Source organism: Armatimonadota bacterium (genome assembly GCA_020354555.1).
Taxonomy (GTDB): domain Bacteria; phylum Armatimonadota; class Hebobacteria.
The window spans coordinates 1,172,416-1,178,680 of the sequence record CP070648.1; the positions used below are offsets into that span (position 1 = coordinate 1,172,416).

Annotated in this window: 7 protein-coding genes; 2 read left to right on the forward strand and 5 right to left on the reverse strand. The window is 66.4% G+C overall.

Annotation, left to right across the window (positions count from 1 at the left end; genetic code table 11):
• A partial coding sequence (locus tag JSV65_04785; GenBank protein UCH35669.1) for an S-layer homology domain-containing protein occupies positions 1-229 on the forward strand: 229 nt, incomplete at its 5' end.
• Positions 230-389: 160 nt separating this feature from the next.
• Here JSV65_04785 and JSV65_04790 read toward each other — a convergent pair.
• Positions 390-1,862 (reverse strand): radical SAM protein, encoded by a 1,473-nt coding sequence (locus JSV65_04790; protein ID UCH35670.1) that lies wholly within the window; start codon positions 1,860-1,862, stop codon positions 390-392.
• Between the two features lie 437 nt (positions 1,863-2,299).
• Here JSV65_04790 and JSV65_04795 point away from each other — a divergent pair, with 437 nt between their 5' ends.
• A complete protein-coding gene (locus JSV65_04795; protein UCH35671.1) occupies positions 2,300-3,055 on the forward strand; it encodes a PIG-L family deacetylase in 756 nt (251 codons plus the stop codon).
• A 136-nt stretch (positions 3,056-3,191) separates the two neighbouring features.
• On the opposite strand, the gene JSV65_04800 is transcribed toward JSV65_04795, so the two are convergent.
• The 4 genes from JSV65_04800 to JSV65_04815 form a co-directional block, all read right to left on the reverse strand.
• The gene (locus JSV65_04800) at positions 3,192-4,448 is read right to left on the reverse strand and encodes a hypothetical protein (GenBank protein ID UCH35672.1); all 1,257 of its coding nucleotides are present in this window, start codon (positions 4,446-4,448) and stop codon (positions 3,192-3,194) included.
• A gap of 308 nt (positions 4,449-4,756) precedes the next feature.
• Complete coding sequence (locus JSV65_04805; GenBank protein ID UCH35673.1) at positions 4,757-5,161, reverse strand: hypothetical protein; 405 nt, start codon at positions 5,159-5,161, stop codon at positions 4,757-4,759.
• Positions 5,161-5,580, reverse strand: coding sequence for a hypothetical protein (locus JSV65_04810; protein UCH35674.1), 420 nt, complete (start codon positions 5,578-5,580; stop codon positions 5,161-5,163). The genes JSV65_04805 and JSV65_04810 overlap by 1 nt, the downstream gene beginning before the upstream one ends.
• 150 nt (positions 5,581-5,730) lie before the next feature.
• A partial coding sequence (locus JSV65_04815; protein UCH35675.1) for a LysM peptidoglycan-binding domain-containing protein occupies positions 5,731-6,265 on the reverse strand: 535 nt, incomplete at its 5' end.

Below are 6,265 nucleotides of genomic sequence, written 5' to 3' on the forward strand. Positions count from 1 at the left end.
CACCAACGGCGTGTGGGACGGCGGCGGCGGCGGCGGCCTGGACGTGGACGGCACGCATATCTTCTACGGGTGGATCGAGCGGCTGGCGGACGTGGCGTCCTGGGCCTCCGGCGAGGCGCCGACCGGCGGGTACGGCGACGGCACCTTCCGGCCGACGGTCATCTGCACCCGCGGACAGATGGCGACATTCATCCAGCGCGGCTGCAACTTCGCGAAACCGATCAAGTAGGCATCGCAGGCCAGCAAGTTCACCGCCTGCCTCAATTGCCGACTGTGCGACGGGAGGGCGTGATGCCCTCCCGTCGGCGTTTGGGCGCCGCGGTGCCTGGGCACAAACGCGAGGGCCCCCTGGCGGGGGCCCTTGGAACTGACGCCGCGCGGCCGGGCGCTCAGTGCTTGGTCGGCGCGGTAACGTGGGGATGCTTGGGGACGAGCCAGTCGCCGGTGCGCGCCCACTCGTACTCCGGGCTGTTCCATGCGCCCTCGGCGTACTCCGCATAGGCGGCGCTCCACTCGCGCACGGGCTGAGCAAGGCGGCCGATGATGTCCTCGGCGCCCTCATGGGTCGGGTAGATATCCGGCGCCTTGCCCAGGGCCTCTTCGAGCCATTCGTTGTGGTCGACGATGGGGCACGGGCGCAGCGGGTTGGGATCGCGGCGGTTGACGTCGCGAATCGCGACGAACAGCGGTGACTTGAGGACGTCCCACAGGTGCTCGCCGCGGGCGTACATGTCGTGGATGTTGTCGGCGGCGAAGTGCATGAAGACGCACGGTTCGAGGTCGCCGCGGAAGTTAAGGTGGAGGTAGAGCGTGCCGCCGGACATGCAGCCGCCGGTGAGGCAGCCGTCGTTCCAGAAGTCGGCGCAGAAGATGGGGCGCGTGCGGCGGATCTCCATGACCTTGCGCCGCATGCGGTCGCGCTGCTCGGCGGTGGGCATGAGGTCAACGCTGGCGTCCTGCCCGACCGGCACGAACATGAAGAACCAGCCGAAGAGGCATCCCTTGTCAATGACCATATCGAAGAACTCGTCATTGAGGAAGGCGTCGGCGTTGAGCCGGGTGTAGGTGCCGGAGAAGCCGAACAGGATGCCGGCGGCGCGGAGTCGGTCCATCGTATCCATGATCGTGTCGAAGATGCCCGCGCCGCGGCGGAAGTCGGTCTGCTCCCGAAAGCCCTCGATGCTGATGCCGGGGGAGACGTTGCCTGATTTCTGCATCCGCTCGATGGTGGCGTCGGAGATACAGGTGCCGTTGGTGTAGACCTGGAACACGCAGTCGCTGTGCTTCTCGTAGAGGTCGAGCAGGTCGGGGCGGACGAACGGCTCGCCGCCGGAGATGGTGAACATGTGGATGCCCATCTGCTTGGCTTCGGCGACGACGCGATCGAGGGTCTCGAAACTCATGGGGTCGGTGTCGCGGGGGTACGCGCCCGCGTAGCAGCCCAGGCACTTGAGGTTGCAGCGCATGGTGGGGCTGATGACCATGAGATACGGCGGCGGGATGCCGAAGCGCTCCGCGAAATCATTGCGCACCTGCTGGCCGAGCCAGGTCGCGTTGATGCCGAGGTCGGCGATGAGGCGCCGGCGGTAGTTGGGATGCAACTGGGTCATGACCTTGCGCGCCAGCTCCAGCGAGGGGTGTTTGCGCTCGAACAGGTCGCGCAGGCCCTGGAGCTGAGCCTTGTGATTGTCGTAGCGGGCGACGTAGCGTTCGAGGAGCGTGATGAGCCGGATCAGGCTCTCGTCCGAGCTGCGGGCGAGAAGACTGAGCAGCGGGTCGGCGATGGCGTGGGTCGCTGCGACCTTGGCGCGCGTGCGGAAACTGGGCGAGGGAGCCTTCCAAGCAGACTCGACGGAAAGCATGACAGCACCTCCGTGGGAGGCGGGGTCGGGCCCCGTCTCATGCTTCAGCTGACGGTTCCGCGTAACCGCGCGTGGAGGTTGTGCCGCCGACGCGGTGCATCCCGGGGTCGGCAGGCACGGTCTATGTCTCTGTAGTGCGACTCCTTTGTTCCAGCGCGACCCGCGTCACCGAGCGCGTCTGCGTCCGCGCAAGCAGCTCCCGAGCGCGGTGGAGTCCAGCAGCTCTACCACAAACCGGGGGCTGCCTTGACGACTAGCCTACAACTCTATCGCTTGCTTGTCAAGGCGGGACGCGGGCGGAATCGGGTGCAACCGAGGCGGCTGCGGCCGCAACCGAGGGTGGACCCCGCTATCGAGCCTGCTTACCCCTGGGCCGGCGCAGGCGGCAAGCTCTCGGCGGCGAATAGACTGGCGAGTTTCCCCATGGAGGTGCTGAGATGCCCGCTCGCAGAAACCCGCGCGCAAAAGGACGATCGTCCGCGACCATACTGCTCGTCGGCGCGCACCCCGATGACGAAATCCACGCCGCCGGGGCCATCCTCAACCATACCGCGCGCGGCCACCGCGCCGTGATCGTGACCATGACTCGCGGCGGCATGGGGCACATGTCCATGCCGACGGAGGAGCTGAAGCGAGTGCGGAGTCGCGAGGCCAGGGCGTGCGCCAAGGTGCTCGGCGCGGAGCTGGTGCTGCTCGATCACGAGGACAGCGCGGTGCCCTACTCGCGCGACGTCGCCCTGGAACTGGCGCGGCTCTACCGGCAGCATCGCCCTGTCTGCGTGCTGACCCACGGCCCGGATGACCCGCACCCCGATCACCGCAACACGCACAAAGGCGCGATAGACGCGTTTTACCTCGCGTCCCTGCCGCTGCTCGATCTCGGATATCCCTACTTCGATCTGCCGCAGATCTTGTGCTTCGGCGGACGCGACCCCGACGTCTATGTGGACATCTCGAAGGTGATGGAGAAGAAGATCAGGGCGGCGTCCAAGCACAAGTCGCAGTTCGAGTCGTGGCTGGTGGAGCACAAGGCGGGTGTGGATCGCAAGTACACGACGCGCGACATCTACGGCGTCATCCCGCGGCGCGCGCAGGCGGTCGGCTCTGCCGCGAACGTGGAGTACGCGGAGGCCTTCACGTCGTTCTTCAGGCCGGCGCCTCAGGCGACGGAGTTGCTGCCGGGGGTGGAGTGAGTTAGCCGCGGATCCATCCCCAGGGGCACGGCATACTGTGCCCCTGCGGGCCTGTCACGCGAGGAGAGACAGCAGTCCACACGCCCGCGCGGTCGCTGAGAGCTTCACGCCGCCCGAGCGCGGCAGCACCTACGCCTCACTGCCCCACATTGAGGCCCATCTGCACGTCGCCCTGGCTCTCGTTCCTAACCTTCTCGCCGCCGCGGAAGCGGTTGCCCATGATGATGCCCGCGCGCAGGTTGGGGCCGAGGGTGATCTGGGCCTTATCCTCGTCCATGAAGTCGCACGAGCTGACGGTGAGGCCGTCGCAGTCCGCATAGATGCACGGCTCGCCCTGGTCCTGGCGATCCCAGCCCGCGAAGTGGCACGCGTTGAAGGTGACGTGGCCGCCGCCCTTGAGGTCGGCCTGACGGACGGTTTCGTTGACCGGCCAGAAGCCGCAGTTGTTGAACTTCACCGGGCCCGAGTTGGTCTCTTTGACGACGACGGTCGCCATGAACTGGCTGGTGTTGAAGGCGATGCCGGCATGCCCCTGCACCGCGTCCACCAGCACGGCGGTCGGGCCGACATCGGAGCCGGACTGGGTGAGCACGACGTTGCCCGGGCCGTTGTCGAGCGCGACGAAGCGGAAGCCCACCTTGTAGGCGATGCAGAAGCAGTTGGTGACGTATTCCCAGTCGGTGCGCCCGAAGATGAACGCCTCGCCCTGCTCGAGGGTGAACTGGCGCGCCTTGGAGTCGCCGCCGATCATCCAGAACGGCCAGAGGTGGACGTTCTCGATGCGGCCGACGTCGAAGCACTTGTCCACGAAGATGCCGCGGTAGAGCGCCTGGGAGTAGAGGCCATTGATGTAATGGCGGCCCGCCGGGAACGTGCCGAAGTCCACGGCCTGGTAGGGGTTGACGAGGAGGCAGTCAATAATCGAGCAGTCGTCGCCGATGCCGCGGACGCACCAGGGGTACGCCTTGGGTGGGTTCTCGTCAACCTGGTCGGGGTAGAGGACGGCGATGCCGCGGAGGGTCGAGTTGGTGTGCAGCGTGATGAACGGCTCGCCGTCGGGGTCGCCCGCGCCCTCCACGGCAAGGAGCACGCTGCCCGCGCCGATGCTGCGGGCGGGGGCGCGCCATGTGCCTTCGAGGGTGACGTTGTCGGGGACGGAGAGATGCCCTTTGATGAGGTAGCGTCCGCCGGGGACTTGCACGATGCCACCGTGCTCGGCAGCGGCGTCGAGCGCGGCCTGGACGGCGGCGGTGCAGTCAGCTTCGCCCCCGGCCTGAGCGCCGTAATCGAGGACGTTGAAGAACATCTGCGTGCGCTCCTTCTCGCCGCCCTGCTGGGCCACGGCCGCGTATGAGAGAATCGCGATGAGCGGCGCGATGAGAGTGAGCCTCATGTGTCGCCTCCTCGGAAAGGAATGGCCTGCTCCACGATACGGGGAGATTCGCCTGCGACGGGGGTGTTTCCTCGCCCGCACGAGGCGTGCGCGCGAGGGGACGGCCGCGGCACCTTGAGCCTTCCGATCACTCTCTAGTGCTCGCGACGAAGCGTCGTGTGCCGCTCGCGAGCAGGAAGGCAAACCAGGTTGCCAAAGGCGGCGCTTCGGGAAACAGTCGTGTCCAGCCCAGTGTGCCTCAATCGCACAGGTCGCCAGGCCTTGGCCGGTCACGCGACGTGTCCGGCGCGAAGGCTATTGGTCGATCTTCACGGCGTATCGGAGCCCTCGGATCCCTCTGCCGGTGCCGTTTCGCCCATGCATCCCACCAGCAACCAGGCGATACCCGCAATGACACCACCGCACGCGACATAGCGTGAGGCCCAGTCCGCCTCGCCGACGTATTCACCGGCGACGAGAAACGCCAGGCCCATAATAGCAAACGCAATGCCCACAGCGCAGAGCCGCCATCGCTGAGTGCGCTGGCCCTGCTGTCGCTGGGTGCTAGCGAGGCTGATAATCAGGACTGCTATGAACGTAGCGAATATGAGCAGCGTGCCGCCGGTATCCAATCCGGGGTCGCGCGCAAAACCCGGGCCGAACAGGATTGCCCAAGCCACAAGATACACGATGGCTATGGCGTAAAGCAGTCTGACCATCCCGTGTCGCTTCATCAGTTCGGCTTCGGCTGGTCGGCGCGCGCCGCAGGTGTCGAGACCGCCTTCCACGCAGCGAGGAGCGCAAGGACGCCCGCCAGCGTCGCCACCGAGCCGTCAATCCACGATTCGAAAGGACGCTCGTCTGAGAACGTGTCCACGTACATCCGGCCTGCCAGTTCCAGCACGTTCAGTGCGAGTATAAAGAGGCCGGACACGAGAAAGGCTGCTGCGGCCCCCCGAATCCACCATCGCCTCAGAGCCACTGGGCGGTGTCTGTACAGGAACGCGACACCCAGCACCCACGCGACCATCAAGAGTCGAACTGCGAGATATCCGCCTGCGTTCGCCGAGGGATGTATGAGGAATTCGCGGCCGAGGGTTGCAGCGGACAACAGGAAACATGTAATCGCGACACCGTAGAAGATGATGACCATGCCTATGATCTCCTCTATCGCGAAAGCCTGGGGCAGGAGGCGCTTCGACTCCGTTCAGGACAAACAAGCCTCTGGCCTAGGAATCCGCGAGGGCACAGCCGAGGGCCCTTCGGCAGGCTCGGGATGAACGGCTGTGCTCGACGTGTTGCGCTACTGCGCGGCGAGGTAGATGCGGCCGGTGTCCTGGTCGAAGGTCACGGTGAAGCCGAGGGCGTCGCGGAACAGGCCGAGCGGCACCATCGCGCGCTCGCGCACCAGCGTGGCCTCGGTCTCGAGCATGTACTGCGTGGAATCCACGAGCGCGGCCCGGCTGCCGATGGTGACCCAGATGTCGCGCGCGAAGGCCTTAGCCCGCACTTGCCTGCTTGCGGGTATCCAGTGAACCGCGCCGCCGGCGTGCTCGACGATGGCGCGGAACGGCGCGAGGGAGATGCCGCCCTCAGTTAGGACCGGCACGTCGGTGTACACCGACTCGCCGTTGAGGACGAGCGAGGATTGCCAGGGGATGCGCAGCGTGCGGCCGGCGGCGAGTTCGGCGTTGGCATGCAGCCCGTTGAGGCGCGCGATTGCCTCGGTCGGCACGCTGTAGCGCGCGGAGATCGTGCCCAACTGCTCGCCCGGCCTGACGGTGTGCAGGATGACATCCCCGCGTTCGCTCCGCGTCGCCGAGACGACAATCGGCGGA